This is a genomic window from Exiguobacterium sp. SH1S21, assembly GCF_004337175.1.
In the GTDB taxonomy this organism is placed as follows: domain Bacteria; phylum Bacillota; class Bacilli; order Exiguobacteriales; family Exiguobacteriaceae; genus Exiguobacterium; species Exiguobacterium aurantiacum_A.
Genome location: NZ_SJUY01000005.1, coordinates 67,102 through 93,096, shown reverse-complemented (window position 1 = coordinate 93,096; position 25,995 = coordinate 67,102). Strand labels below are relative to the sequence as shown.

27 protein-coding genes and 1 other annotated feature are annotated in these 25,995 nt (G+C 50.7%); of the genes, 24 read left to right on the top strand and 3 right to left on the bottom strand.

Annotated elements, in window-relative coordinates:
* Positions 1-80 precede the first annotated feature (80 nt).
* Complete coding sequence (locus EVJ24_RS08495; protein WP_161568745.1) at positions 81-3,821, top strand: DUF5057 domain-containing protein; 3,741 nt, start codon at positions 81-83, stop codon at positions 3,819-3,821.
* Positions 3,821-4,429 (top strand): hypothetical protein, encoded by a 609-nt coding sequence (locus tag EVJ24_RS08490; protein WP_131440959.1) that lies wholly within the window; start codon positions 3,821-3,823, stop codon positions 4,427-4,429. Before EVJ24_RS08495 ends, EVJ24_RS08490 begins: the two co-directional genes overlap by 1 nt.
* 41 nt (positions 4,430-4,470) lie before the next feature.
* Here EVJ24_RS08490 and EVJ24_RS08485 read toward each other — a convergent pair whose 3' ends face one another.
* Genes EVJ24_RS08485 through EVJ24_RS08475 form a run of 3 tightly spaced genes read right to left on the bottom strand, consistent with a single transcriptional unit; the run spans position 4,471 to position 7,113 of the window.
* Positions 4,471-6,126, bottom strand: a complete 1,656-nt coding sequence (locus EVJ24_RS08485; protein ID WP_131440956.1) for a hypothetical protein — start codon at positions 6,124-6,126, stop codon at positions 4,471-4,473.
* A gap of 20 nt (positions 6,127-6,146) precedes the next feature.
* The gene (locus tag EVJ24_RS08480; protein WP_236637604.1) at positions 6,147-6,710 is read right to left on the bottom strand and encodes a prepilin-type N-terminal cleavage/methylation domain-containing protein; all 564 of its coding nucleotides are present in this window, start codon (positions 6,708-6,710) and stop codon (positions 6,147-6,149) included.
* A complete protein-coding gene (locus tag EVJ24_RS08475; protein WP_131440954.1) occupies positions 6,649-7,113 on the bottom strand; it encodes a type IV pilus modification PilV family protein in 465 nt (154 codons plus the stop codon). Before EVJ24_RS08475 ends, EVJ24_RS08480 begins: the two co-directional genes overlap by 62 nt.
* 158 nt (positions 7,114-7,271) lie before the next feature.
* On the opposite strand from EVJ24_RS08475, the gene EVJ24_RS08470 reads away from it, so the two are divergent.
* The 22 genes from EVJ24_RS08470 to rpmA all read left to right on the top strand — a co-directional run bounded on the left by EVJ24_RS08470 (position 7,272) and on the right by rpmA (position 25,952).
* Positions 7,272-8,498 (top strand): G5 domain-containing protein, encoded by a 1,227-nt coding sequence (locus EVJ24_RS08470; protein ID WP_071399374.1) that lies wholly within the window; start codon positions 7,272-7,274, stop codon positions 8,496-8,498.
* A complete protein-coding gene (locus EVJ24_RS08465) occupies positions 8,495-8,776 on the top strand; it encodes a hypothetical protein (protein ID WP_131440952.1) in 282 nt (93 codons plus the stop codon). The genes EVJ24_RS08470 and EVJ24_RS08465 overlap by 4 nt, the downstream gene beginning before the upstream one ends.
* A gap of 1 nt (position 8,777) precedes the next feature.
* A complete protein-coding gene (locus EVJ24_RS08460; RefSeq protein WP_131440950.1) occupies positions 8,778-10,436 on the top strand; it encodes a GspE/PulE family protein in 1,659 nt (552 codons plus the stop codon).
* A gap of 7 nt (positions 10,437-10,443) precedes the next feature.
* Positions 10,444-11,478, top strand: coding sequence for a type IV pilus twitching motility protein PilT (locus EVJ24_RS08455; protein ID WP_442899261.1), 1,035 nt, complete (start codon positions 10,444-10,446; stop codon positions 11,476-11,478).
* 4 nt (positions 11,479-11,482) lie between these two features.
* Positions 11,483-12,700, top strand: coding sequence for a type II secretion system F family protein (locus EVJ24_RS08450; RefSeq protein WP_131440946.1), 1,218 nt, complete (start codon positions 11,483-11,485; stop codon positions 12,698-12,700).
* 140 nt (positions 12,701-12,840) lie between these two features.
* Positions 12,841-13,329: a prepilin-type N-terminal cleavage/methylation domain-containing protein gene (locus EVJ24_RS08445; RefSeq protein ID WP_131440944.1), complete on the top strand. Its 489-nt coding sequence runs from the start codon at positions 12,841-12,843 to the stop codon at positions 13,327-13,329.
* A gap of 95 nt (positions 13,330-13,424) precedes the next feature.
* Positions 13,425-14,177, top strand: a complete 753-nt coding sequence (locus EVJ24_RS08440; protein ID WP_131440942.1) for a prepilin peptidase — start codon at positions 13,425-13,427, stop codon at positions 14,175-14,177.
* Between the two features lie 12 nt (positions 14,178-14,189).
* Positions 14,190-15,791, top strand: a complete 1,602-nt coding sequence (gene pilM / locus EVJ24_RS08435; protein WP_131440940.1) for a pilus assembly protein PilM — start codon at positions 14,190-14,192, stop codon at positions 15,789-15,791.
* Complete coding sequence (locus EVJ24_RS08430; protein WP_131440938.1) at positions 15,788-16,495, top strand: hypothetical protein; 708 nt, start codon at positions 15,788-15,790, stop codon at positions 16,493-16,495. Before pilM ends, EVJ24_RS08430 begins: the two co-directional genes overlap by 4 nt.
* Before the next feature lie 137 nt (positions 16,496-16,632).
* Positions 16,633-17,220 (top strand): Maf family protein, encoded by a 588-nt coding sequence (locus EVJ24_RS08425; RefSeq protein WP_236637603.1) that lies wholly within the window; start codon positions 16,633-16,635, stop codon positions 17,218-17,220.
* Between the two features lie 23 nt (positions 17,221-17,243).
* Positions 17,244-17,873: a RadC family protein gene (gene radC / locus EVJ24_RS08420; protein ID WP_131440934.1), complete on the top strand. Its 630-nt coding sequence runs from the start codon at positions 17,244-17,246 to the stop codon at positions 17,871-17,873.
* Positions 17,874-17,958: 85 nt separating this feature from the next.
* Positions 17,959-18,375 carry a hypothetical protein gene (locus EVJ24_RS08415; RefSeq protein ID WP_131440932.1) on the top strand — a complete coding sequence of 139 codons (417 nt, stop codon included), beginning with the start codon at positions 17,959-17,961 and terminating at the stop codon, positions 18,373-18,375.
* Positions 18,376-18,494: 119 nt separating this feature from the next.
* A complete protein-coding gene (locus EVJ24_RS08410) occupies positions 18,495-19,331 on the top strand; it encodes a DUF2785 domain-containing protein (protein WP_131440930.1) in 837 nt (278 codons plus the stop codon).
* A 193-nt stretch (positions 19,332-19,524) separates the two neighbouring features.
* Positions 19,525-20,562 carry a rod shape-determining protein gene (locus EVJ24_RS08405; protein WP_131440928.1) on the top strand — a complete coding sequence of 346 codons (1,038 nt, stop codon included), beginning with the start codon at positions 19,525-19,527 and terminating at the stop codon, positions 20,560-20,562.
* 13 nt (positions 20,563-20,575) lie between these two features.
* Positions 20,576-21,466: a rod shape-determining protein MreC gene (mreC, locus tag EVJ24_RS08400; RefSeq protein ID WP_070327696.1), complete on the top strand. Its 891-nt coding sequence runs from the start codon at positions 20,576-20,578 to the stop codon at positions 21,464-21,466.
* Position 21,467: 1 nt separating this feature from the next.
* Complete coding sequence (gene mreD, locus EVJ24_RS08395) at positions 21,468-21,962, top strand: rod shape-determining protein MreD (RefSeq protein WP_131441070.1); 495 nt, start codon at positions 21,468-21,470, stop codon at positions 21,960-21,962.
* A gap of 5 nt (positions 21,963-21,967) precedes the next feature.
* Positions 21,968-22,636: a septum site-determining protein MinC gene (locus EVJ24_RS08390; protein ID WP_236633412.1), complete on the top strand. Its 669-nt coding sequence runs from the start codon at positions 21,968-21,970 to the stop codon at positions 22,634-22,636.
* Between the two features lie 5 nt (positions 22,637-22,641).
* Positions 22,642-23,499, top strand: coding sequence for a septum site-determining protein MinD (gene minD / locus EVJ24_RS08385; RefSeq protein WP_070327693.1), 858 nt, complete (start codon positions 22,642-22,644; stop codon positions 23,497-23,499).
* 41 nt (positions 23,500-23,540) lie between these two features.
* Positions 23,541-24,866, top strand: a complete 1,326-nt coding sequence (locus tag EVJ24_RS08380; RefSeq protein WP_131440926.1) for a ribonuclease E/G — start codon at positions 23,541-23,543, stop codon at positions 24,864-24,866.
* 55 nt (positions 24,867-24,921) lie between these two features.
* Positions 24,922-24,993: a sequence feature (ribosomal protein L21 leader region), on the top strand.
* Positions 24,994-25,008: 15 nt separating this feature from the next.
* Entirely contained in the window at positions 25,009-25,317 is a 309-nt protein-coding gene (gene rplU, locus EVJ24_RS08375) for a 50S ribosomal protein L21 (RefSeq protein WP_070327691.1), read from the top strand.
* A 5-nt stretch (positions 25,318-25,322) separates the two neighbouring features.
* Positions 25,323-25,658, top strand: a complete 336-nt coding sequence (locus tag EVJ24_RS08370) for a ribosomal-processing cysteine protease Prp (protein WP_070327690.1) — start codon at positions 25,323-25,325, stop codon at positions 25,656-25,658.
* 12 nt (positions 25,659-25,670) lie between these two features.
* Positions 25,671-25,952 carry a 50S ribosomal protein L27 gene (gene rpmA / locus EVJ24_RS08365; RefSeq protein ID WP_016508537.1) on the top strand — a complete coding sequence of 94 codons (282 nt, stop codon included), beginning with the start codon at positions 25,671-25,673 and terminating at the stop codon, positions 25,950-25,952.
* Positions 25,953-25,995: the final 43 nt, after the last annotated feature.

Here is a 25,995-nt window from a genome sequence, read left to right as displayed (position 1 = left end):
TCACCATGGATTCAGAGTATGAATAAGTATGAGTACTTATGTCAAAAAATCCATTCACAACACCAGGGAGGAAACGCAGCATGGTCAGTCAACCTAGATTGAAACGACCCGTGGCGGCACTCGTTGCCATCGTCTTTTTAGCCTCACTCCTCATAACGACCATCTTTGAGGTCTATACAAAAGTTTCAGCGAGTACACCGGTCAAACCAGTGATTTTAGAATTGACCGATCTTGCAGAAAAAGATAAAAACACGACGGATGTGACATATGTCATCCCGTCACAATTAAATTTGGGAGCCGAATATACGGTCGAAACGATGACCGTTAAACAGTTTAATGCATCTCGAGAAGACTTATTAGGGAAGTATGATGCTGTCGTATTTGGACCGTCGCGGGCAACTGGCACTCAAGCAAAATATAGCTCGAGTACGATCACATACGACTCTTCGTTAAACGGGTCTAGTGCCATTCGGACGGTTACTCAAAAATCGCATGATACAAGATTTCTAGACAATGATTTAACTTTGTTAAAAGCAAAACAAATTCAGGAAGATTTACTTGCTAATGGAATTCCTGTTTTACTTCATGAAGATGTATTTGTTAACGAAAATAGTTCTCCAAAACAATTTGATCAATTGAAACAAACCGAAGCACGCACTTATAAATCGGTAGATGAAGCGAAAAAATATTTGCAGACTTATTTTGCAAGCAACAAACCGAATAAATTCAATCGCGTGACAACCCTACAAGATGCTAAAACCCTTACTTCTTTAGTAGATGTCAAATCAGCTTCTTCGATTGTCCCCGCAGTGCGTGGTAAAGCAATTCAATTTGATTATTCACTTGATAACAAGCCATCTGATAGCGCGACTGTCGAGCTTTATATCGATTTTGATAGTAACGATCGCTTCACTCAAAATGAATGGATTGAAACGGTACAGGCTAAACAAACAGGTTCGCTTTCATATACAATCGATGCGCCGAGTTACACGAGTCCCCGTTATTGGAAAATCATCATGAAAGATCCAGTCATGAAAACGTACTCGTATAAAACAGGACGCTTTTTACTGAAAGATGAAAAAGCAGTGGCAAAAGTGCTACAAGTTACAGCCGATACTTCAGATACAGCGAGTACTGGAAACTTAAAAAATACGTTCACAAATAATCAAATGCTAAGTTATGGAGATTTATATGAATTTGATTTGGAGACGATTAGTTATAAGCAACTAACGGATAGAATCTGTGGGCAAAATCTCAACAAGAACAAAGAATGGTTTTATAGTAAAGATTTAATTATATTCGGATTCAAAGATTCATACATCTCTGGGCTTACGAATACATGTACGCATTCAGAATTGAAGGAATTTATGGATCAAGGTCGTGGAGTTATGTTTACGCACGATATGCTATATCGCACTGAAAGTAGTGGCAGATTCAATGTGAAAAATATGTGGGAAAATAATTTCGCATCACGTTTTGCGACAAGAGAATACACGAATATGGGAATTTATGCTCAAAATCCTTCAACAGAAGTCGTTCAAACCGCGACAGGGCTATTCACTGAGTATCCTTATAAAATAAGCTCTAGTTCAATAGCGAAGAAAAAAGTCAAAACAACACATAATCAATACTTCTCACTAAATTTAGAAAATGAAGATTTGACGACGTGGTTTAATCTTGTCGGAAGCAACCGTACCGCCGGTGATAGTTCCAATCACTACTATATGTATACAGTTGGAAACTTGACATATTCCGGAGCAGGTCATGTTCAAACGTTTAACGAGCAAGATGAGAAAGAGATATTTGTGAACACGATGTTCCGTGCCTTCATCGGATCGAACCATGCTCCGAAAATTGAGGTGATCAACCCTCAACTGGAACAGGATCGACAAGCAAGCGTATACGACATTGAACCGCTTTACTTGTCATGGAAGTCGCTTGACTATGATTTTGCAGACCGCTTTTTAGATACACGTGTCTTGATCAACGAGAAGCAAGTTTATCCAGCGGAGAACGGAAAGTTTGCCAGTGTTCGAAACGGGGAGACGAGCGGTTTCTTTTATGAACATAACGCACAGGCTGGTTCGCAGTTAAGCGTTCGGATTGAGACGAAAGAACAACGTACTAAAGGTGCAATCACATCGACTGAATCCTTTGTCGTCAACGTCTTAGAATCTGAGGAGGCTGCGTTCGTGTCTCGGACGATTAGCCCGTTAACGACAGAAGTCGAGAATCAAATCGCTCTTACGTACAACCTGAACTATTCGGTACCATTTATTCAAAAGCCGAACGGTAACGCGTATAAAGAATTTGCGTGGATTGTGAACGTTGAAGAAACGATTCCAAGCGGTTATTCAGTTCTAGACAGTTCGTTACCAACAGGATGGAAGCGAGTCGGCGATAAACTTATCGGGTCGATTACAGATCAATGCGTCATTCAGAACGGTGATCGAAGCTGTAAGGTGAATGACACAAAAATCGAAGTGAAGCTTGTTGCCAATAAAGTAGGAAACTATACGTTCGACCGAGGGACATTTGATTATGTTTTTGAAGCGAACCATAATTCGAACGGTACAGACAAGCATGATGTTGAAAAAGAAGGGGCTGGTAAGCTTTCTTCAGTCAATACGACTGTTCTTGAAAAAGAAATTGAACGGTTGCAGCTCGAGGGCCCGATTTATTTGAATATCGGGGAAACACGTCAAGTGACACCTATTCTCACCCCTGAAACAGCACGCAAACTCGATTTAAAATGGGTAATTGGCTCTTCGGCTGTAGAGTTGACGCCGAGCTACGTCAACAACAGTGCGTCGATTAAAGGGATGAAGCCAGGGAAGACGACAGTACGAGTAGAATATACATCTCCAGTGACGGGGAAAACGATTCGATCAAATGAAATCGAAATCATCGTCGACGATCCGCCAACGCAGTTCTCAGCGAACAATTTAATTTTGTTGGTCGGTGAAGATGGGATCATTCGACCGTCTATTAAAACGACGAATGATGAGTATCGGAACTTCCGATTTGATATCGTTTCAGGTCAAAACGCTGTCGAAGTCGTTCAGCAGACGAAGCAAGAACTTAAGTTGAGCGGAAACGCACCAGGAACGGTTCAAGTCAAAGTATCGCTTGTGAATCAACCGGCGAATCAGCCGGTTGCACCAATCTTTGTCAATGTACAGGTTTCACTGCCGGCGTTGAGCGTATCTCCGACTGAGGCGACGTTATGGGTATACCGTGATTCAGAAGGAACACTGGTTCAACAATCAACCAATCTATCTCTTATTCAAACAGGGTCAGTCCGATTGCCTGTCAGTTGGGAGCTTCCATCCGGTACAAGTGAAATCACGTTAGGTGCGCCACGAGCTGATGGTGTGACTGTCCAGGCTGTTCAAGGGACAGGGACGACGCAGCGCTTGATTCCTGTCACAGGAGCATTCACGAACTTTGCTTCTCAACGCGTCACAGCGATGATTGATGTTAAAGAGTACCCGCAAGACATGCTAGCGTCGAACATCGAGCTTTACATGGAAAACTCACCGTACACGTATGAACCGGTCTTCTTGCCGAGTACAGCAAACGTTCGAGGTTTTGGAATGCAGGTGGCTGAAGGTTCAGACGTCGTAGAAATCGTGGATCAAACAAAACTGCGGTTGAAAAAACCAGGACTTGCAAAAGTACGAATTGCGACAGAAGACGTCAGCCGCTTCTTCCCTGGAACGAATGGGCCGAAAATTGTTTATCGTGAATTTTATGTGCGAGTTCGTGAAGGCGCAGATCCTAATCCCGGTTCACGGGAAGATGCAGGAGATTACTATTGATGAAATGGAAAGTAATTAGTGTCATCCTGTTCGTCGTTTTCATTGGTGCGGCAGGATGGGGCTATACCTATTACCAGACAAAACAAGTAGATGAATCGCTTCAAACAGCTGATACTGAACAACTCGCTACGATTTTAGAGCGACCGCTCGTCAACGTAAAAGCCGAGTGGATGGAGAAGGCAGTTGAACAGTACGATGTTCCTTCAGTGCTTGTTTTGTACGAACACGGTGGAGTTCTTACAGATAAGCAATGGATTTACTTGGCTGACTTGATGACGTTTGAAGAATTCGAACGCATGGTGAAGGCCGGTGCACCGCTTGATGTTTCAATCCCTTCGAGCACGTTGTTAGAAGGGTTGTATAGCTTGAATGACGAGCCAGAAAAATGGCGCTTGGCTCACGAACAGATTGATGTTGCGTTTTTAAATACGCATCCTAATATTCTGATTCAAGCCGTCTACGATGGGAATACAGAGGCCTTTACAGACTTGATTGAACGTATGGATGCAGAAATTGTGCCGTATGAAGAAGTCGCATCTGTTGTCATGGAAATGAATCAGCAATTGATGTTAGAAGCGATGGTTAAAAAAGGGTATCAGCCCGAATGAAAACAAGGACAATCCTGCGACGGATTGTCCTTGTTTTCATTTTAACGAATTTGCACAGGCTGACTGACGAAGAACTGCAGTTGATTTGTTACTGGCAACGTATCTAATTGATTGAAGACTGCATCGTTATACGAAAGTTTCAGTCGTGATTGTGACGCGTCGTGCGCAGGAATACGGCTATCGAAGTATTCAGCCGGGCTCAGATTGTCTTGAGTGCTGAACGTTCCACGAAAGACGTTCACATTCATCGGACCTTTACTATACAGTCCACCTTTAATTTGTAAAATTGAGCCGACGGCATAGACGTATGTCGGTTCGGAAGAATCGCTATACAGAAACGCCTGTAATGTCGTCGGAGTTTGGTCGAACTCATTGATTCGGTTCAATAAAATCTTCCCTTTTGAAAGCAAAATCAAAGAGTTCCCTTTTGACTCGTCAATCGGTAAAATATTGGCCCGATCGATAAACGTATCACCGAGTGTATAAACGGTCGATTCAAACGAGACGTTGCCTCGAATTGTCAAATTCCCTCTCACAATAAGTGGTCGTTCAATCGTCAAACGATCAGTCGATTCGATGACTAAATCTCCATCAAATAACAATGGGGCTGATGCTTTCGCAATTGATTCGGTCACATACATGGCACGATCAGATAACGTCGTTGGCAATTTGATAATTGTTGGGTTCGTGAACGCGTTATACGTGCGTGCGGTTAAGTAAGGAGTAGGTCTTTCAATGACCGTTACACCGTCTTCGGCGAGAATACGCTCGACTTCGAACACTTGATCTGTTGATGGAATCAAAACACCATTGAAAATCGCAGCGTCGACGGTGCTCGTGTAGCTTAACTTTTGATTCAAATAGCGATTTAAAAATTCAATAATCGAATAGTCATATTGGAATGGAGAAAACTGACTCGTCGATATACCGGCGTCCGGCAATTCGCCAGCCACTTCTTCACCGGACGTGAAATAGTTCAATGTGCTACATGTCGTACAATCATTCGGATTCTTCAGGTCGATACGACCATCTAGATGGAGCAAGCTTGTATCAATATTGTCTATTCGTTTCGCCACGCCGTTCAGCTGGTAATTTGCCGTCCGGTCAAACGCCAAAGGCCCACCTGAGAAGATGTTCCCTTGCACGGTCGGCATTCCGTTCACCGTCAACTGCTCGTCCGACCCGAGCACGTAATACAAAAACGCGGGCAGAGCCGTCAAATAAAGGTCTTGTGTGTATTCGACCGACAGGAGCGGTTGCTCAGGATTCGTCTGTCGGCTCGCGACGACGTTTACTTGTAAAATCTTCGTGAACGGTGCAGTATCGAGCAGGTTCGCGTCCGCATTCTCTTTTAATTGAATTGAATAGCTGATCTCGCTGTCGCTCTCGCTCGGGAGATTAAGGAACGGTTCGTTTGAGACGAGTGCGCCTTGAATCGCGTCATTAAAAGCCGATTCCGACTCCATATGAGCCGGTACATCATTTGCGTCATGAAGAGGGAAACGATTCCGAACATCCGCCGCAATCAGATTGAGCGCACTTTTTGCGTCTTCGTTCAGCTGCGTATCTTCCGTGCGGATGACCGTCAGTTTATTCGTGACCAAGTTCACTTGCATGGCAGCGAGCGATAAGACGGCGAGCGCGGCCATCGTCACGAGTACGAGTACGAGGACATAACCTTCTTCTCGTTTATGCATTAGTGGTGCCTCCGTTCTTCTCAAAATGGGATCGAGCTTTTAAACGTTTTAATGGAATCGGGATTTGCCTTCAACGATAGGTTCATCTCGATTTCAATCAAGCCGCTCGTTATATAGTCCGGACGCCGTGGATCATAGACGGGCTCGATCAGTTGAATTGAAATATCATCTAACAAGACGTTCGGGTTGCTCGGCACGTATGAATCTGCTGATAAGTTCAAGCTGATCGGTTCGTATCCGGCTTCCCGATAAATCATCCCAGTCGATGAGATGCGAGGTTCGGATAGTTGGTGGAATTGGTAGGTGTCATTTATTTCGGTGACGGCATCGAATTCACTCCGGTTGACTTCGGATAGGATGGACGTGACTAAATAGTCGGCCTCACTGCGCAGTTCGCTCGTTTCGTTCGTCAATTGAAAACCGAGCGTTCCTGAAATGAAGGCAGTGATGATGACACCACTTAAGATCGAGGCAACGACGACGGTCACAAGGAGCTCGACGAGCGTAAAACCTTCGGATGCTTTACTGAACGAGTTCACTTTCTGGGACAGCCGTTTCAGGGAACGGCTCGCGTAACGTTGCATTCGAAATCACTCCTTTCAACGTGACAGGTGTTCGGAGTCGATCGGTCGTCACGGAAATCTCGACTTCGATTGTATTTGGCGGCAGCGTTGACGATTGGGTGATGGTAGCGACGTATGTCTCACCATGGATCCGATAATCAGAACAAAAATCACATTCTGAACTCACGCCGTTTCGATTCAACAGTTTATTCAAGTCAAGCGTTTCTTGAACAGCTGAGGCTCGTCGATCTAATGTATGCAGTGCGTTTTGAGCAACTTGGTTGGCGATGGTCGTACTAAGACTATCATTCGTCGTCTTCAGGCTTTGGCTGAATATGTTTAACAAGGAGAACGAGACAATCGATAAAATGACGATCGACACGAGTACTTCGACGAGCGTAAAACCTTTTTCGGAACGGGCCAACGCATTGACCTCCTTTTCAAATATAATAAAATACTAGGAAAAAAGCGTATGATTACCTAAATAAATGTTAATTTATGTCCAATGCATATTATACTAAAGTTAGAGTACGAACGGATAGTAAATCGAAAGTCTCAGTTTTTTACATAGGGGGAATTGGAATGAAGCAATATGGGATGCACTTTTTCATCCTGACATGTCTTGTGTTGCTCGTGTCGTTACCGACAATCGGGCTCGTCAACTATCTCGACGCGTCAGCGAAGACGAGTGCTACATATAAAGACACACGTGTCGCCGGGATCGACATATCGGGGATGACGAAAGAAGAGGCGGTCGTCCGTCTCGACAATGCCGTCAAAGACTTCGCAAACGCACCGTTCACGGTCACGCTCGTCGACGGGACGGCGCTCGAAGTCGGGAAAGACGTCGTGACGTTTAACGTGAACGATACGCTTGAAGCCATATCCGAACCAGGGGACTATCCGCTCATCACAACAATCGATGAAGAGCGAATCGCTCCGTATTTAGAGAATCAACCCGTCACGATGACGATGGTGACCCCACCGCTCGTCGCCTCGGCGTCTGAGCTCGATTCGAACGTTGCCCTTGAGATGGTCGCAGAAGAGAACGAGGTCGTCGCGTCGATGACGATTAGTCCGACACCGGCAATGCGCTCGGCGTTAGAACGGATGAACGGATTTGAAATGGATGCAGGCGACATGTTCAGCTTGAAGTCGTTCGGGGAAGATTTTGAAGCACTCACGCCGCTCGGCTCATCGCTTTATAAATTGTTTGCGGCGACTCCGTTCAAAGTGCTCGAGCGTGTCCCGCATGAAGTGCTTCCGAGCGGCATCGAGCTTGGCTACGACGTCAAAATCGATGCCGGCTCGAACTTCGCCGTCCAAAACACGGAACAATCACCTTACGCCATCATCGTCCTAGATGAAGGGAACGTGATGACGGTGCAACTGCTCGGGAAAGCGTTCGTCGGCGCGTACGAATCGCGGGTCGAAGAAGTCGCAAGCGTGCCGTACCAAAACGTGATCCGCTTCTCCCCATCACTCCCGGCCGGAAGTTCTTCGGTGACGCAATCCGGTCAAACTGGAGAGTCAGGGAAGTTGTATCGCATCCGTGTCACCGAGGCAGGCGAGACGCGTGAACTGTTGGGCTTTGATTTCTATGAGCCGGTACCGGAGATCGTGACGAAAAGTTCGGTCCCACTACCGCCGCCTGAACCGGTTGAACCGGTCATTCCGACGTTCCCGGACGAAACACTGGACGACGATCCGTTTAATGACGATATAAAAGATGATGGATTGAATGAATTTGAAGAGCAACCGCCGGTGGACGAGGATGTCCCGGCGTCTAGCGAGGAGGCAGTCGGATGATCGGATATGTAATACTGCTCGCCTTTTGGGTGCTGGCCACGTTGACGCTGTTTGCCTTGTCGATTCCATACGTACGGAAGCGCGAGACGAAACTCATCGTGTCGGTACTTGTGGCCGTGTTATCGCTCGGTATGTATATGTTGTATGCGGAATCGCTTGAACGGACGTGGTGGGCTTGGCTCCTCCTCGTCATCGGTTTAGCGGGCGGCGCAGCGTTGAGCGTCTTTATTGAACAGCGAGACGTCGAGCAGGAGGTACCTCAGAGGATGGTGAAGTAAGGTGAGACGAACGAAAAAACGATTAGGCGAGATGTTGATTGAGGCTGGATTGATTACGAACGAGCAACTCGACGAGGCGCTCGCCCAAAAGCGGCGAGGCGAAAAACTCGGCGATGCACTCATGCGGTTGCACTATTTGACCGAGACACAATTGATTCAAGTACTTCATGAACAACTGGACGTACCAATCATCGCACTATATTCGCAAGACATTAACGTGACCGTCACAAAACTCGTGCCAAAAGCGATTGCACAAAAGCACGACATCATGCCGATTGAATTACAGGGGAACACGCTATTCGTTGCGACGGCGGATCCCCTTGATTTGATTGCAATCGATGACGTCCGGTTGCAGACCGGAATGAATATCGAGGTCTACATCACGACACGTGAACAAATCCGGAAGACGATCAGTCGGTATTACGAAATGGACGCCTCGCTCATCGAGATTTTAAAAGAAGAGGCGCCGGAATTCGAACGGCAAGAGACAGCGTCACGTGACGATGCCCCGGTCATTCGGCTCGTCAATCAGTTGTTTTTGAGCGCGATCGATCAACGGGCGTCAGATATCCATTTCGATCCACATGAGAAGCAACTACACGTCCGCTTCCGCGTCGATGGTGATTTACGGACAGAAGCGGTTTATCCAAAGAAAATTCAAAGCGTCATGCTGACGCGACTTAAAGTGATGAGTAATCTAGACATCACGGAAAGTCGGCTGCCTCAAGACGGTCGGATCAAGTACACGCTACGCGATCGCCCATACGACTTCCGCGTTTCGACGCTCCCGACGATGTACGGCGAAAAGATCGTCATCCGGGTGCTCGATTCTTCACAAGGGTTGACCGACTTGACGAAACTCGGGTTCGGCGACCATAACGAGATGTTGTATCGCGACATGTTAAAGCGGCCGAACGGCATTATTTTGATCACAGGGCCGACCGGTTCGGGTAAATCGTCAACACTGTACGCATCGCTCAAAGAACTAAATGACGAGTCGAAGAACATCATCACAGTCGAAGATCCGGTCGAGTATCAACTTGACGGTATCAATCAGGTCCAAGTCAATGCGAAAGTCGGGCTTACGTTTGCTTCCGGCCTCCGCTCAATCCTCCGCCAAGACCCGAACATCGTCATGGTCGGGGAGATTCGGGATACCGAGACGGCCGAGATTGCGATCCGGGCCTCGCTCACCGGACATTTAGTCTTATCGACGCTCCATACGAACTCGGCGATCAGTTCGATCACCCGCCTCGTCGATATGGGGGTCGAACCGTTCCTCGTCGCGGCTTCAACGTCCGGCCTTGTCGCCCAACGCCTCGTCCGCCGCGTCTGTCGCGACTGTGGTCATGAGCAACCGGTCTCGAAACGGGAACAAGAACTGTTCGACGCCGAACATGTGGCGATCACACGCGTCATCCGCGGAAACGGGTGCTCGTCGTGTAACTTTACAGGCTATCGTGGGCGACTCGCCATCCATGAAGTCGTGCCGATTGATGAAGAATTGCGTCGTTTGATCATGAACCAAGCGACCGAGGCCGAGATGGTCGAGCAAGCGAAGCGATCCGGTGCCCGGTTCTTGCTCGCCGACGGTCTCGAGAAAGTCGCTCAAGGTTTGACGACGACCGAGGAAATACTGAGAACAGTCATAACGGAGTGAACCTATGATCCATCAATCAATCGAAGCGATTTTAACGAAAGCGGTCGAACAACGTGCCTCAGACATTCATCTGACCGCCGGTTCGCCACCGATTTTCCGGATTGACGGCAGTCTGATTACGATGGGCGAGGAGAAAGTGCTCCCCGTCCACATCGAAGGCTACTTAAAAGAGATCATGACCGACGAGATGCGAGGCCGCCTCGAGATTCAGCGCGACCTTGACTTTTCGTTCGGCGTGCCCCGCGTGTCGCGCTTCCGTGTCAACGCTTACTATCAACGTGGCACGATCGCCATCGCGTTTCGTTCTATTTCCGGGGAAATCCCGACGTTGAACGAACTCAATTTACCGCCGGTGCTCAAGCGCCTCATCGAGAAACCACACGGGTTGATCCTTGTGACCGGGCCGACGGGGTCTGGGAAATCGACGACGCTCGCGGCGATGATCCATGAAATCAACCGGACGCAGCGAAAGCGTATCATCACGCTCGAAGACCCGATCGAATATTTACACTCGCACGATCAGAGCATCGTCGACCAGCGAGAGATCGGCTCGGACGTCATGAAGTTCGTGAGCGGCCTGCGGGCGGCGCTCCGCCAAGACCCGGACGTCATCTTGCTCGGGGAGATGCGTGACTTAGAGACGATCTCGACGGCGATGACCGCCGCTGAGACCGGTCATCTCGTCATGGCGACGCTCCATACGTCGAGCGCGATGTCGACCGTCAGCCGGATCATCGACGCCTTCCCGGCCGAACAACAAGATCAAATCCGGACCCAACTCGCCAACGTGTTGCTTGGGGTCGTCAGTCAGCGCCTGTTCCCGCGTGTCGACGTGCCGAAGGGTCGGGTCGCGGCGATGGAGATCATGATTGGGAACGCAGCCGTCGCCAACTTGATCCGAAACGAGAAGGAGTTTCAGCTCCCGACCGTCATCCAGACGAACAGGCAGAACGGGATGCAGTCGATGGAGATGTCGATTGAACAGCTGATCCGTCAAGGGGTCATCAATCCAAGCGCCGTGCCAAGCGAAGAAATGAGGTGAGACTATGGCCATCTTTCAATACGAAGGAAAACTGCTGAACGGGAAGCGCAAGAAAGGGCGGATCACCGCCGTGTCGCTCCGGGAAGCCAAAGATAAACTTCGGCAAGAGTCGATTCTCGTCACTGACTTGTCCGAACTCGAGTCGACCGGACTGAACACGGAAGTCAACTTATTACCGGAACGCGTCAAGATCGAACATTTGATCATGTACGTCCGTCAGTTCGCCACGCTCATCCGGGCCGGCGTCCCAATCGTCCGGGCGACGTCGATTTTGCGCGTCCAGACGGAATCGAAGCTGTTGAAGAAGACGCTCAGCCAAGTCGAGGACGACCTTCGAGAAGGGATTGCCTTTTCGGAAGCGATTAAAAAACATCCGCGCGTGTTCTCGAACTTCTTTAGTTCGATGGCACTTGCGGGTGAAGCGAGCGGTAACTTAGAAGAAGCACTCGACCAAATCGGGCTGCAACTTCAGAAACAATATGATATTAAACGTAAAGTCATTTCGGCGCTCACGTATCCACTCGTCGTCTCGATTGTCGCGATTGGCGTCGTCGCTTTCCTCATGGTGAACGTAGTCCCGACTTTTGCGACCATTTTCGGACAGCTCGGCGGTGAGCTCCCGCTCATCACCCGAATCGTCGTCGCCGTCTCAGACTTCGTCGCCGCCTATTGGTGGCTACTGCTCGGTGGTGCGCTGCTCGGCGTCCTCCTGTTCTCGTGGATGTTAAAGCGCGACAAAGAACGGTTCTTGATCGACGGGTTGTTGCTGAAGATGCCGATTTTCGGACCGATCGTCCTAAAGTCACAAATCGCGCTCTTGACACGAAGCTTGGCCGTCTTACTGCAAGCGGCCGTGCCGATCTTGTCAGCGATCGAGATCACGGAGAAAATCGTCTCGAACCGGGTCATCCGTAAAGGGCTCGGACAAGCGCGCAATATGATGGCGCAAGGGATCCCACTCCATGAACCGCTCGAACGGAACCCGAACTTTCCGCCGCTCATGACACAAATGATTGCTGTCGGTGAAGAGAGCGGAGATTTAGATTCGATGTTGAACGAAGTCGCCGAATTTTATGAGACCGAGGTCGAGACGACGACAGACCGGTTGAAGTCGATCATCGAGCCGCTGTTGATCGTCGTATTGGCCAGTATCGTCGGAGTCATCGTCATCGCGGTCGTTGTACCGATGTTCCAAATTTATGGTGATATCCAAAATCAGTAGAAAATTCTTAGTTTATGCATATAAACTACTTTTCAACACCATATTTTGAATGTATAGTAAAATTGTACTACTTGTTTTAGTACTACAGTAATGAATCCAGCACAAAATACAGCAAAACACACAAAAGGGGAGAATCAGTCATGTTAGAAAAAATGAAAATGATTTGGCAAGATGCGAAACAATTGAAAGATGAGCGCGGACTCACACTCGTCGAGTTACTCGTCGTCGTCGTTATTTTAGGAATTATCGCAGCCATCGCCGTCGTCGCGATCGGTGGGATTATCGAGAACTCGAAGAAGGATGCCATGGTTGCTGATGCGAAGCAGATGGTAAGTGCGGCGAAATTGTATACAGCTTCTAACCCAGTAACTGCTGCAAAAACTATGCGTTTTAGTGGTACAGTTGCTGGTACAGAGGCAGACGGTACTGAATATGTAGCAGGACTAAAAGATCCTTTTGGCACTTCATACGACACTGCTTTAGTGACGATTACTCCTGATGGAAACCAATACAAATATGCAGTCCAGCTTATTGGTGATAAGGCTATTGGACAATCTGGTCCACTTGCAGAAGGCAGTATAAACAAAGATGCTGTAAAAGATAAACAAGCAGTAACACCTAATCCTTAAAACAATAGGTACTTTCCGGCTGGCGCTGGGCTCTCGCTCAGCCTAGCCGGTTTTCTTTTTTTGGCATATACTTACAAGTAAGGAAGTGACCAGTTTTGGTTGACCTCATTGGACTCATTTACAGCATCGTGCTCGGGATGATCATCACCTCGTTCACAAACGTCGTCGGGCTCCGCGTGCCACGCAAACAGTCGATCGTGTCGCCACGGTCGCATTGTCCGTCGTGCGGACACGTCTTATCCGCTTGGGAACTCATTCCGGTGTTCGGTTACATATTGTTACGCGGCAAGTGCCGCGGCTGTGGCGGACGGATCGCGCCGACGTATCCGCTGTTCGAACTGCTCGGGGCGGTCGGTTACGGCTATAGTTTTTGGCTGTACGGATTCTCCGGGACGACGTTGCTCGCGTTCGTCTTCTTATCGACGCTACTCGCATTGGCGATGTCAGATTTGTCGACGATGCTCGTGCCGAACGTGATTCTTCTATTTGCGGCACCACTGCTGCTCGTCCTCGCTTATGCGTCCGGAGCCACATGGTGGAGCCCGCTCGCCGGGGCCGCGCTTGGATTTTCTGTCCTCGCCACCGTTTTTTTCGTCTCAAAAGGGGGACTTGGGGCCGGCGATGTCAAACTGTTTACAGTGATCGGGCTCGTGCTCGGACCACGTGACGTATTGGTCGCCTTATTTTTAGCGAGCTTGATTGGAGCGGTCGTCGGACTGTTACTGATCGGATTGAAACGGATCGGACGCAAGCAACCGATCCCGTTCGTCCCGTCGATCGCACTCGGTACGATGCTGACGTTTTGGTTCAGCGAACGTTTTTTTGATTGGTATTTTGATTTGATGTAGGGGGAAACAAGCATGAGCCGGGCTATAGAGAAAGGAACGGTCGCGTACTTCTCGTTCGATGCACTCAGCATCCACGGGGCCGTGATTAAACAAGGCGTCTTTAAACGAAGCGCTTCCGTCCAATTGGCGAAAGGTGCCTATGCGGAAGGTTTGATTCAAGACGAGAACGCGTTCGGACTCGCCTTTGACGAGTTGTGCCGTAAAATAAAAGTAAGAAAAGGGATGGTGTGTGCCGTCGATATGGCGGAGACGGAAGTGCTGTCCCGCAAAGTCGAGATTCCATCGAATATCCCGAAAGACGAGATCCGTGGCTATTTGTTCATGGAGATCGGCAGCTCGATCATCTTGCCGTTCGACGACGTCGCTTTCGACTACGAAGTGCTCGGCGAGACGGATATGAAGACCGAGGTCATGTTGCATGCCGTCTCGGTCGATTTGACGAAAGCGATCCGCGCCTACATGAAGAAGCGCGGCTTCGCCTTGAAAAAAATCGTCCCACGTCCGATCGCGATCGCGAACGGGGTGTCTCGACTCGAGACGCTCGACCCGCTCAAGTCGACGCTATTGTGGCACGTGACACCGTTCGCGCACCAACTGCTCGTCCTCGAGGAAGGACAGGTCCGCTTCATCCGTGCCATCGAGACTGACTTAGCGTATCGTGCCGACACGACAGACGGCATCGTTACATATACGTTCAACGGCTCAAGCGAGGCGTTAGCGAATCGGACCGATGAATGGTTGAACGAGCTCGCCCGTTTCCTCGACTTCTACCGTTACTCGCTCCGTACGGACGGACGCCCAATCGATGAGCTGATCATCTCCGGGACGGTCCCGGAACTCGACGACCTCGTCCGGACGATTGAACTGGAATCGATGGTGCCGGTCAAACGGATCGAAGACCCGTTGCCGTTGTCGCATGCGACACCGCTAACCCATCAGATGCTGCCGCTTCTCGGGATGGCGACGCTCGACCGCGACCATGACGCCAACTTCATCAACGCGACCGACGTGACGCTGCGTTGGCCAATCATTGCGAGTCTAGCCGCCTTGTTGATCGGCGGCGGACTGACCGGTTATCTTTATTACGAGGTGAATGGGATCGAACAGGACAAAGCACAAGTGAACGAACAGTTACAGCTCGTCCGCATCTACCAGACCGAACAAGTGAACTCGAAAGGTCAACAAGTCATCTCGCTCGAGCAGACGGTGACCGCGCTGACGACTGAAGAGAAGCAGGCGGTCCCGGCGCTCCGTGCGCTGACCGAACAGCTGCCGCCGACAGGTTACGTCTTGACGTATAACTACGCCGACGGTTCGCTCATGAGCGTCCGGACCCAGTTTGAGACGTTACCTGACTTGAACGCGTTCCAACGAGCGCTGTTGAACGATCCACGGTTCGATAACGTCAAACTGCTCGGTGTGACGACCGAGACGAAAGCAGAAGCGGACCAAGACGCGGAAACGGATACGGGGACACCTGTCCTAAATGCGTCAGATGAGCCGCTCCCACGCTATATCGGAGAGTTCACATTCACGTTTATCGATGCCGAACCTGAGACGCCTGAAGGCGAGACGGAACAACCCGAGGAAGATGAGGAGGTGGTGAGCGAATGAAACGTTCAACGATTTATTTGATCTTTACAATTTGTTTGTTCGCAGCCATCGCCGTCCCGTCGTACTTCGGCTACCAGTACTTTATCAACCAAGGTGAATTGAAGGCGCTCGATCGCGAGCTGTCACTCGAACAGACGAAGCTCGAACTGTTGCGCCAAGAAGGCGAAGTCGTCGACGTCGCCGACTCGCAGCGCTTGCAGACACGCGTCCCGACGGAGCCGGCCCTCGATACGGTCGTTGAGACGCTATCGCAAGCGAGCCAGCTGTCTGACGTGCGTGTGACGAGCATCGCTTTCGCGGACGGACTCGTCGCCGAATCGGAAGTGCCGGAACCAATCGACGAACCGGAACCGAACGATGTGAGCGAGACGGCCGAACCGGCTGAACCGGTCGAGATCACACCGGTCAACGCCTCGTCCGTCCGCTCGACGGTGTCGCTCCAAGCGGAGACGTATGAGGCGCTCGTCCTCTTCCTCGAGTCGGTCGAGTCGATGAACCGGGTCCACATTTTGCGGACCGTCCAGTTCACGGGACCTGCCGAAGCGGGCCCGAACACGACCGAACCTGCCGCACCGCTCGACTTCACGGTCGAACTCGATGCGTTTTACCGGCCCGACCTCGATCAACTCGTTCCGGATCGCTACGTACCGACGCAGACGTTCCCACGAAAAGATATCCCGGTGTACGATTACACGACACCGTGAGCAGACGTCCCTTCGAAAAGAAGGGGCGTTTTTTTTGGCGGCTTGGATTGTGTTCGGGTGACGCTTTGCCTACAATCAACAGAGAAGCGTGAAACGGCAAGGAAGCCCGTTTCGAAAGTATGGAAGGAGTCGATACAATGAACACAACACAGAAACGTGTCATCCTCGCCTCGATGTCGCCGCGGCGGACCGAGTTGTTGAAACAAGCCGGCATTTTGCACGAGGTGATCCCGTCAAACGTCATCGAAGGGACTGACGGACGTGAGCATCCGGACGAGTACGTCGGACGTCTCGCCCGTGAGAAAGCGATGGACGTCGCACGAGACAACCGCGACGCGATTGTGATCGGGTCGGACACGGTCGTCGTCCTAGACGGAACGATTTTAGAGAAACCGAACGACCGCGATGACGCACGCCGGATGCTCAAGCATTTGTCAGGGACGACCCATGAAGTGCTCACAGGCGTCAGCATCATCGGACCAGACCGGCATGACTTGTTCGTCACGACGACGCACGTCACGTTCATCGACATCCCGGAGTCTTGGCTCGACGGCTACCTCGATTCGTCGGAGCCGTATGACAAGGCCGGTGCCTACGGGATCCAAGGGTCGGGCGGTTTGTTCGTCGAACGGCTCGAAGGGGATTACTATAACGTCGTCGGCCTCCCGCTCCGGCCGCTCGTCGAGACGCTCGAGCGTCACGGGGTATCGCCGCGCTTTCTGTGAATGATGCGAGAGTAGGTGAAGGAATGACTATGGTGCTCGACCGAAGTGTTGAATCCGCTATTGCCAGACTGCTTCAAATCGGTGGACGGGGCGGGGACCCGCAGGCGACGGCCCGGCGGTTGTCAGATGTATATCCGACGCTTCGGGCACTGTCACAGGCGTCCGTGCACGACCTCTGTCAAATCGAAGGGATGACGAAGAAGAAAGCCGAGCAGTTGCTCGCGGCGTTCACAATCGGCATCCGTTACGTCGAAGAGCCGAAAGTAGAGTCGCCGACGATCCGGTCGCCGCAGGATGCGTACGAGCTGCTGCGTGATGAGCTCCGGCTACTTAATCAAGAACATTTCGTCTGTTTGTACTTAAACACGAAAAATCAATTGATCGCGCGCAAGACGTTGTTCGTCGGCGGATTAAATTCGTCGATCGTTCATCCGCGCGACGTCTTCCGCGAAGCGCTCAAGCTGTCGGCGGCGTGTTTCATCGCTCTGCATAACCATCCGAGCGGGGACGCGACGCCGAGCCGGGAAGACATCGAAGTGTCGGAGCGCTTGGTCGAAGCGGGCAACATTGTCGGGATCGCGTGCCTCGACCACGTCATCATCGGCGAGGATCATTATGTCAGTATGAGGCAACGGGGCTATATGAATGGGTGAAATGGAATTAATTTTCCAAATGAGACATCTGTTTGTTATACTGACAGACGAGGTGTTTACATTGGAGAAATTAATTTGGCTTTTAATGATTAGCTTTGCATGTTTAGCGAGCTTCGTTCCGCTCGACCCAATCGTATTATCACTCGTCGTCTTCGTCCTGTTCGTTTTGATCAGTATTGCCTTATATTACCGACTACAGAAACATCATTGGCTCGATCGCTTCTCACCGCTCGTCGGCATCGGAATCGGCCTCACCGCACTCGTCGCCTATCTAGCTGTGTTTCTCGCTTGGGGGAATGCAACGCTTGATTCACAAATGTGGCAGATGGTCGGACAACTCACTTTCACGTACGTCGGGGGTTATTTGTTCGTTCTGATCATCTCAAGCTTTGTGGCTGGAGCGACGCGTCAAAAGCCATCGCGGTTTTATCGGCCGGTGCTTCTCCTCTCCGTAATTTGCTACGGGGCGATGCTGTTAATGTCACTTTCGACGCGAACTTGAATCGGACGTAATTTGAAGCAGGCGCATATCCGCCTGCTTTTTTGTATTTTAGAGGAGTCGTCAATCACCGCGTTGAAGATGTAAGGACAGAAGGTTAATCAAAGGGGACATGAAAATACATGAACGAGGAGAGTATTTACAGTGAACAAGAGTTAAAGCTGACGTTGAAGGCCATCAAAAACCGGACAGCTCAGTTACACGAATTAGACGAGGATCGGGTCATCCAATCGATGCTCCATCATATCGGTTCGACGGACCCCGAAATGCGAGACCAGTTGATTTATTCGCTCTTTTACCGTTTCATCATCGAAGACGAGCAACTGACGAACGAACAGTTGACGAACATGTTGAAGACAACGCTCAAGTACCACTTGTTCCACGGAATCGGAGAAGCGGAATCGGATACGGTCTTCACACGATCGTTCTCGACGTTGTTGATTGCCTTGATTGTGTATCAAGACCGTCAACAAGGATTTTTACCAGAAATGGATATCGAGATGTTGAAAGCGAAGCTCCTGGCGTATCTTGATTGTGAAATCGATACGAGAGGATATGTGCCGGTAAAAGGTTGGGCCCATGCGATTGCCCACGTGGCCGATGCATTCGACGCACTAGTCTTGCATCCGAAACTTGACGAGACGGAGTTCAGCGAAATCTTGGAGGCGCTATGGAACAAAGTCATGATTCCGACCGTCTATCTGCATGACGAGGACGAGCGCTTGCTGAATCCCGTTTTTGCCTTGTTACATCGCGGGATGGACGAACACGAAATTATCATTCTGCTAGAAGGCTTGCCTGCTAGATTGAGTGTACAAAAACAGCAACTCGAGGCCGAACAGTATTGGCACGTCGTTTGTAACGTGAAGTCGTTTTTGAAAAGCTTTTTTGTGAAATCATTTGAGATGAACCGACCGATGCTTCAAACCACCGTGTCTGAAACGTTGAAGCAGATATGACGAGGTCCAGGCAGGCGCTTCCATGCGTCTGCTTTTTGATTTGCGTTTTTGTTGAAAAGAAGGCACACTAATATACGGTGGAACAGGACTGAGATGAAGGGGATTGTAAATAACCTGTAATCGATTGAACGTTTTCAAACATGATTTTTCCGTTATAATAATAATTAGTGTAACCAGGAGAGGGGCAGTACGTATGTTTCGTAGTTTTAACCGAGAAATCGGAATCGACCTTGGAACGGCAAATACGCTCGTTTATGTAAAAGGTCAAGGCATCGTTGTTCGTGAACCGTCCGTAGTGGCGTTCCGTACAGATACAGGTAGAATTGAGGCCGTAGGTAATCAGGCCAAAGATATGATTGGACGTACGCCGGGGAACGTCACGGCACGCCGTCCGATGAAAGATGGGGTTATCGCTGACTTCGAAACGACTGCAACGATGATCAAATATTTCATGGAGCAAGCGCAAAAATCGAAGAGCGGGTTGTTCTCATCGAAGACGAACGTCATGATCTGTGTGCCAAGTGGCATCACGTCAGTTGAAAAACGTGCGGTTGAAGATGCGGCCAAGCAAGCAGGCGCTCGCGAAGCGTACACGATTGAAGAACCGTTCGCGGCAGCAATCGGCGCCGGTCTCCCAGTTTGGGAACCGACAGGCTCGATGGTCGTCGATATCGGTGGCGGTACGACCGAAGTCGCAGTGATCTCACTCGGCGGCATCGTGACGAGCCAGTCGATCCGTGTCGGTGGTGACGAAATGGATGACGCCATTATTCGTTACATTAAAAACAAATACAACCTCATGATCGGGGAACGTACGTCAGAAGCGCTCAAGATGGAAATCGGTTCGGCCCGCATCGACGAGTCGAACGAAAATGAAACGATGGAAATCCGCGGACGCGACCTCGTGACCGGTCTTCCGAAACAGATCGAAGTGGGAGCGACTGAAGTGTGCGAAGCACTTTCAGACACGGTCGAAGCGATTCTTGCCGGTGTAAAACAAACGCTCGAACAAACACCGCCGGAACTCGCAGCCGACGTCATGGACCGCGGTATCGTCCTTACAGGCGGCGGCGCGCTCCTTAAAAACTTGGACGGTGTCATCTCTGATGAGACGCACATCCCGACTCTCATTGCGGATGAACCGCTCGATTGCGTTGCGATCGGGACTGGAAAATCTCTTGAAATGATGGACGTCCTCCGTTCAAAATCAGGCATCTCGTCACGCCGATGAAAGGTGTTAAACGATGAGCCGGTTTGTACGTAATAAAAAGCTCATCATCACGCTGATCGGTATCATTTTATTTCTTGTCATTTTAGGAGTTTCGATTCGAGGACGGTCGGAATCCGCCTGGTACCAAGACGTCACGCGTGATGTGGTCGGAACGTTCCAACGGGTGTTCACGGTGCCGATCGGCTGGATGGATAGTACCGTGTCCTCGATTTCGAACGTCCGTGAAATTTATGAAGAGAACCGTGAATTGAAGCAACATTTGACGAAATACGCCGAAGTGTCCGTCGAAGCTGACGACCTGCGCCGTGAGAACGAGGAGTTGCGTCAAATGGTCGAGGCGGGCGAAAGCTCGCTCCGTGACTTTGATTTGATTCCGGCAGAGGTCATCGGGCGCACGCCGAACGACTGGCAGCGCTATGTGACGATCAACGTCGGGCAAGAACGAGGCGTTGAAAAAGGCATGGCCGTGACGGCCGCCGGCGGCATGGTCGGACGCGTCATTCAAACGAGCGCCTATACGTCACAAGTTCAGCTCCTGAGCGACAACAACCGGACGAACAACGTCTCTGCGGTCGTCAAAGATGCGGACGGTAAAGCGGCGTACGGAACGATCGACGGCTTCGACAGCGAGACGAACGAACTCTTTTTCACAAAGGTTTCGAACAGCGTCAAGTTGAAAGAAGGTGAGATCGTCTCGACGTCAGGGCTCGGCGGACGTTATCCGGCCGGTCTCGTCATCGGTAAGGTGAAGTCGATCGAGACCGATGAATATGGTGTGTCTCAAGTTGCCCGCATCACGCCAGAGGCGGACTTCAACGAGTTCTCGCAAATGTTTGTCATCGATCGAACGCTAGACGAACCGTTTTTGACGGGTCCCGAGGAAGGAGGAGCAGCGGGTGAGTAACATGAAAGTGTTCATCGCCCTGTTCCTCCTCTTTCTTATTGAAGGGACATGGGCTGCCATCTTTTCATGGCACTACGCGACGCCGTTCGTGTATTTGACGTTGATTGGGTTAATGTACGTCGGTTTGTATGGCCGGTTTGAGTCGGCACTCGGATTCGGTCTCGTATTCGGGTTGTTGTATGACATTGTCTACACCGACTTGCTCGGAATTTACTTATTTACTTTTTCACTCATTCCTCTCTTAGTCAGCTTCGTGTTAAAATATATAGGTGAGAACTTCTTCTCGGTCGTCATCACGTTCACGTTCATGATCCTTGTCTTTTCCTTCGGGATATACGGTATCATGGCAGCGGTCGGTGGGACGACCATGACCATACAAACACTATTAGTTGAACAGATTCCAGGGACGCTCGTCGTCAATGTGATCGCCGTCGCGATTCTTTATTATCCGATGACGCGATACGTGGCGGTGCGACCTGTAGCGAAAAGAGGGTAGCCATGATGGAGCGTAAACGACACATTACGATAAAAGGACATCGCAACGGTATTGCAATCCACTTCAATCCACGGAGTGGCGTCGATGAGGTGCTCGGAGAGCTTGAGGCCACGTTACAAGAAATGGAGCCGCCCTCTGGGGAGATTGCACTCAAGTTGCACGCGGGTACTCGTTATTTGGACGAGGAGCTGTCACGTCAAATTCGTGAAGTCGTTGCTCGTCATGGCGTTTTTTATATCGAGGAGCTGTCGAGCGAGGTCATGTTGACCGAAGAGGCGAAAGCGACTTACGGGAAAAAGACGTTCCATTACCATAGCGGGACGATCCGTAGCGGGCAAGTGCTCTCATTTGAGGGTTCGGTGCTCATTATCGGCGACGTCAATCCGGGGTCTGAAGTTCGGGCGACAGGAAGTATCTATTGTTTAGGCACGATACGAGGAAATGTCCGGGCCGGTGTCGAAGGATGGGAGGACGCGGTCATTACCGCAAGTCTGTTGCATCCGCTGTTTCTAGCGATCGGTGAGCACGTGCTCACGCCAGACGACGATACCGAGATGCCAGAGATCGAGATGGGCTGCGCGTATCAGACGAATCATGGCATTGAAATGACGCGTCTCCGCCAAGTCATGACAGGGCTTAAAGACGCATATGCAATGGAATTACAGAGAGGGTGAGTTTGATGGAGCAAGTAGTAGAGCCTGTACATACAGCAAAAGAAGTGAAGAAAGGTCGGGCCATCGTCGTGACGTCGGGAAAAGGTGGCGTCGGCAAGACGACGACGACCGCTAACCTCGGGACGGGTCTCGCATTGTCCGGACACTCGGTCTGTCTCGTCGATACGGACATCGGTCTCCGGAACTTGGATATCATCCTAGGACTCGACAACCGAAGCATCTATAACCTCGTCGACGTCATCAACGGGCAGTGCAAGCTGCACCAAGCGCTCGTCCGTGACAAACGGTTCGAAGAGATGTATCTGCTGCCGGCGGCCCAGTCAAAAGACAAGACATCGGTCCAACCGGAGCAAGTCAAAGAGATCATCGACCAGTTGAAGACGGAATATGATTTCGTCTTGATCGACTGCCCGGCCGGTATCGAGCAAGGGTTCATGAACGCCATCGCCGGTGCCGACGAGGCTGTCGTCGTGACGACGCCTGAGAAGGCGGCCGTCCAAGACGCAGACCGCATCATCGGTATGCTCGAACAAGCGGAACACGTCGCACCGCCTAAACTCATCGTCAACCGCGTGAAGAATCATCTCGTCGCATCGGGCGACATGCTCGACATCGATGACATCATGCGCATCCTGTCGATCGACCTGCTCGGCGTCGTCGTCGATGATGAAGAAGTCATCGCCGCGGCAAACCGAGGTGTCCCGGTGACGATGAACCCTGACAATAACGCCGGACAAGCGTATCGCAACATCACGCGCCGTATTCTCGGTGAGTCGGTGCCGCTCATGTCCATCCAGACGGACCAACAACCGACCGGATTTTGGGCACGATTGCTATTGAAGTTTGGAATGAAAAAAGCCTAAGGCAACGAAAGTTGCCTTTTTGTGTCGAAAGGAGTGCTCGTATGAAACTCATCTATGAACGGACCCCGTCGATCGAGCGGGCCATGCTCGTCGACGGCGAGCGTCTGCTTGAAGTCGAGGAGCGCTTTGTCGATCAGCTCTCGGTCGGGACGATCCTTGAAGCCGCGATTGAACGGATCCATCCGTCACTCGGCGCCGCTTTCCTCGTCAACGGCGAGACGACATTTTTCTTGCCGATCGCCGAGACGCTCCGGGCGCTCGCTGCCTACCCGGAAGTCCCGGGTATCGGTCAGGCGGCCGTCGTCGGGGAGAAACGTCTCGTCCAAGTGACGAAAGAGGGCATCGGGGGCAAGCACCACAAAGTGACCGAGAACATTCGGTTCGGAGGGCGCTATCTCGTCTACTTCCCGTATGGACGGCGCCAGTTGTTCAGCCGCAAGCTCGACCTCGCTACGCAGGACCAGTTGTCGAAAGTGTTCACGCTCAATGAGGCGGAAGGTGTGTTGTTCCGGACCGAATCAGGACAAGCCAGTCCCGAGGCGCTTCGCGAGGAGCTGGCCTTGTTGCGGGCTCGGGCAGCTGACGTTGAGACGGCGCGCCGCGGTCAAGACGAACTGCTCTGTGAGCAGTTCGTCCGGCGTCATTCGGTCGAGTCGGTACTGTTGAACGATAAAGAGGCGCAAGAGCGTTTGAAGCGGCTCGACGTCCCGGTCGAACGCCACATCGGCAAAGGCCGGATGAAAGAATCCGCGCGTTTAGACACAGCGATCGAGAAGCTCGGGAACCGTGTCGTCTGGCTCGAAGGCGGGTCTTACGTCTTGGTCGAACAAGTCGAGACGATGACCGTCATCGACGTCAACAGCGGCAAGAACGTCGCCGTCAAAGACAAAGGGCGCGCCGCCGACACGATCAATGAGGCGGCGCTGTATGCGATTATGGAACAGCTCCGCCTGCGCAATATCGGCGGCATGGTCGTCATCGACTTTTTACGCGGGTCAAAAGACGGACAAGACCGACTTTTGAAACGAATGAAAGAACTCGGGGCCCGTGACCCACGTCGTGTCGAAGTGTACGGCTTCACACGGATGGGGCTGTTCGAACTGTCGCGCGAGCGGACCGGACGTTCGATTCAAGACCGGATGACGTATAACGGTGCACCGTCGAAGCTGGCCGTGTTCTCGCGGCTTGAACGCACGCTCATGGAGCTAGACGGAAAACAGGAGGCGGTCGTACTGTCGCTGCCGGCGAAGTGGCAAGACGGGGCATGGGACGCGTCAGGTCTTCATGTGTTCTTTATAGAAGGAGAGCCCGACGTCGCTTTTCATGGTACACTCGAGGAATGTGAGAACTTCGTATCTCGTCATTGACAAGCTTCGCGCGAGAGTGGTAATATCTATAACGTTAGTTCGTTTGGAAGCACCCAAATGGCTACAACCGCACAGAACGGGTTGAAACGGTTTCGCCCTGCCCTGGATGGCGAGTCTGAGTTTAATAAGGAGGTGCACGTATATGTACGCAATCATCAAAACTGGTGGTAAGCAAATCAAAGTTGAAGCAGGTCAAGAGATCTACATCGAAAAACTCGATGCTGATGTCGAGGGTACTGTAGAATTCGGTGAAGTTCTTTTCGTTGGTGGTGACGATGTTAAAGTCGGAGCTCCATTCGTAGAGGGCGCTAAAGTAGTAGCAACTGTCGTTAAACACGGTCGCGCGAAAAAGATCACTGTCTTCAAAATGAAAGCTAAGAAAAACTACCGTCGTAAGCAAGGTCACCGTCAACCTTACACGAAAGTTCGCATCGAGAAAATCGAAGCGTAATTTCTATGATTCAAGTAACGGTCAGACGAGACGAGACGAAGTCGATTCGTTCCGTCGAAGTGACAGGTCACGCCAACTTTGCTGAACCCGGTTCTGACTTAGTGTGTGCCGGCGTTTCCGCTATCATTTTTGGGGCGTATAACGCTGTTGAGGTACTCGCAGGCCAGTCGCTTCTTGTAGAAATGGCAGACAAAACAGAGGGTGGTTACTTTTATGTCGAGACATATCCTGAACTATCACCGCAGGATATGACTCGCACCCAGCTGTTATTAGAAGGGATGCTCGTGCAACTAGACACGATCGCCCAAAGTTACGGTGATTATATCCAAATTGAACAATAGGAGGTGGACCTCATGTTACAATTGAACCTTCAGTTCTTCGCATCGAAAAAAGGAGTTGGATCGACTAAAAACGGTCGTGACTCGATTTCGAAACGCCTCGGCGCTAAACGCGCTGACGGACAGACAGTTTCAGCTGGATCGATTCTCTACCGTCAACGCGGTACGAAAATTCACCCAGGTGAAAACGTCGGCCGTGGTGGCGACGACACATTGTTTGCTAAAGTTGACGGCGTAGTACGCTTCGAGCGTCTTGGTCGCGACAAGAAACAAGTGAGCGTTTACCCAGTTGCGTAAGTAGAACCACGCAAAAGACTCTAGCCACTTATTTGGTTAGAGT

Bases quoted from the DNA above. Each gene is read 5' to 3' on its own strand.
- EVJ24_RS08495 (WP_161568745.1), top strand. From the start codon at position 81: ATGGTCAGTCAACCTAGATTGAAACGACCCGTGGCGGCACTCGTTGCC.
- EVJ24_RS08490 (WP_131440959.1), top strand. From the start codon at position 3,821: ATGAAATGGAAAGTAATTAGTGTCATCCTGTTCGTCGTTTTCATTGGT.
- EVJ24_RS08485 (WP_131440956.1), bottom strand. From the start codon at position 6,126: ATGCATAAACGAGAAGAAGGTTATGTCCTCGTACTCGTACTCGTGACG.
- EVJ24_RS08480 (WP_236637604.1), bottom strand. From the start codon at position 6,710: ATGCAACGTTACGCGAGCCGTTCCCTGAAACGGCTGTCCCAGAAAGTG.
- EVJ24_RS08470 (WP_071399374.1), top strand. From the start codon at position 7,272: ATGAAGCAATATGGGATGCACTTTTTCATCCTGACATGTCTTGTGTTG.
- EVJ24_RS08465 (WP_131440952.1), top strand. From the start codon at position 8,495: ATGATCGGATATGTAATACTGCTCGCCTTTTGGGTGCTGGCCACGTTG.
- EVJ24_RS08450 (WP_131440946.1), top strand. From the start codon at position 11,483: ATGGCCATCTTTCAATACGAAGGAAAACTGCTGAACGGGAAGCGCAAG.
- EVJ24_RS08445 (WP_131440944.1), top strand. From the start codon at position 12,841: ATGTTAGAAAAAATGAAAATGATTTGGCAAGATGCGAAACAATTGAAA.
- pilM (WP_131440940.1), top strand. From the start codon at position 14,190: ATGAGCCGGGCTATAGAGAAAGGAACGGTCGCGTACTTCTCGTTCGAT.
- EVJ24_RS08430 (WP_131440938.1), top strand. From the start codon at position 15,788: ATGAAACGTTCAACGATTTATTTGATCTTTACAATTTGTTTGTTCGCA.
- EVJ24_RS08425 (WP_236637603.1), top strand. From the start codon at position 16,633: ATGAACACAACACAGAAACGTGTCATCCTCGCCTCGATGTCGCCGCGG.
- radC (WP_131440934.1), top strand. From the start codon at position 17,244: ATGACTATGGTGCTCGACCGAAGTGTTGAATCCGCTATTGCCAGACTG.
- EVJ24_RS08415 (WP_131440932.1), top strand. From the start codon at position 17,959: ATGATTAGCTTTGCATGTTTAGCGAGCTTCGTTCCGCTCGACCCAATC.
- EVJ24_RS08410 (WP_131440930.1), top strand. From the start codon at position 18,495: ATGAACGAGGAGAGTATTTACAGTGAACAAGAGTTAAAGCTGACGTTG.
- EVJ24_RS08405 (WP_131440928.1), top strand. From the start codon at position 19,525: ATGTTTCGTAGTTTTAACCGAGAAATCGGAATCGACCTTGGAACGGCA.
- mreC (WP_070327696.1), top strand. From the start codon at position 20,576: ATGAGCCGGTTTGTACGTAATAAAAAGCTCATCATCACGCTGATCGGT.
- mreD (WP_131441070.1), top strand. From the start codon at position 21,468: ATGAAAGTGTTCATCGCCCTGTTCCTCCTCTTTCTTATTGAAGGGACA.
- EVJ24_RS08390 (WP_236633412.1), top strand. From the start codon at position 21,968: ATGGAGCGTAAACGACACATTACGATAAAAGGACATCGCAACGGTATT.
- minD (WP_070327693.1), top strand. From the start codon at position 22,642: ATGGAGCAAGTAGTAGAGCCTGTACATACAGCAAAAGAAGTGAAGAAA.
- EVJ24_RS08380 (WP_131440926.1), top strand. From the start codon at position 23,541: ATGAAACTCATCTATGAACGGACCCCGTCGATCGAGCGGGCCATGCTC.
- rplU (WP_070327691.1), top strand. From the start codon at position 25,009: ATGTACGCAATCATCAAAACTGGTGGTAAGCAAATCAAAGTTGAAGCA.
- EVJ24_RS08370 (WP_070327690.1), top strand. From the start codon at position 25,323: ATGATTCAAGTAACGGTCAGACGAGACGAGACGAAGTCGATTCGTTCC.
- rpmA (WP_016508537.1), top strand. From the start codon at position 25,671: ATGTTACAATTGAACCTTCAGTTCTTCGCATCGAAAAAAGGAGTTGGA.